Below are 1,206 nucleotides of genomic sequence, written 5' to 3' on the forward strand. Positions count from 1 at the left end.
CGACAGCCGTAACGATCCGATGTCTTCGGCGATGTCGGCCGCGGCGTGGTGCATGAGTTCGCGGATCGCGTAATGCGTGGTCAGTAGGCCCCAGATCTCCTGTCGCACCATCTGCGGGCTTTGGGAGCGCAGGAGCCGGGCCCGGCCGCGCTGGCGGGTTTCGATCTCGGCGAGGCTGGACTCGAATTCCCACCTTTGGTGGTAGGTGGCGGCCAATTCGACCGCGGAGACCTGTTCGGAGTCGACCACGGTGGTGATCAGCCGGATCGGCCCGGCCGGATCGGCGTCGCGGTTGGTGATCTCATATTCCACGACCCGCACCACGATGCCTTGCGCAGGTGTTTCCACTCCACGAGCCAGGTCTCGGCGCACACGCTGTTGTTCGACATTGGTCATCAACCGCGACAGATATGAACCATCCGGAAGCTGTTGGTCAACAGGGAGTTTCACCGTCGATGGCAGTCGCCACAGCAGGTCTGCGCCGGTGTCGGCGGCCTCACGCCACAGCTCTCGGCTGAAGAAGCCGCGATCGGCGATCACCAGCATCCCCGGCGCGAAACCCGCCAGCAGCCCACGCGCGATCTCACGTTCACCGCTGGTTCCCGCACCGATCACGGCATCGACGATCGCGTGGGTCCCGCATTCACCCAGACCGACGATCCGCGCCTTCGGAAACGGATCAGCAAGCGACACATGACTATTCGCGCGCCCGAACGCCTCCTCGTTTTCGACGGTGTCGGGCACGTCCAACTGCACTCCGTCGATGGCCATCACCCGCCGCCCCGCCAGCCACGCATCCGGAGTCCCCGCCCCCGCCAACGGCACCGCGACCCGCCGATACAGTTCCCGCACCGGTTCCTCACCCAAGCGGGCGCGGGCCTTGCACAACGCCGCCGAACTCGGCACCTGCCAATCACGCTCCCACGACCGCAGAAACCGCAACCCGTCGACCAGCTTGCGCATCACTTCCTCGTAGGCGTCGTCGAAGAACAACGTCAACGCCAACACGAAATACACCACCACCCGCGCTGGCAACAACCGCCGCCGCTTCTCCATCCGACCCGTCGCCACCAGCACCTCATCGACCAGATCCGCGCCCACCACCCGCGTCAACACACCCAACCCGATCCGATCGGTCAACCGACCCGCCACCTCCACCACGAACAGGCACCATACCCCCGAACACCCTGCCCCACAGCACCTCTC

General features: G+C 65.4%; 1 protein-coding gene. It reads right to left on the reverse strand.

The window, feature by feature from the left end:
- Window positions 1–1,140 (reverse strand): IS4 family transposase (locus NS2_RS35640; RefSeq protein WP_186817631.1); only part of this gene is annotated, 1,140 nt, incomplete at its 3' end.
- Window positions 1,141–1,206 lie beyond the last annotated feature (66 nt).

The organism is Nocardia seriolae NBRC 15557, assembly GCF_007990715.1.
Classification (GTDB): domain Bacteria; phylum Actinomycetota; class Actinomycetes; order Mycobacteriales; family Mycobacteriaceae; genus Nocardia; species Nocardia seriolae.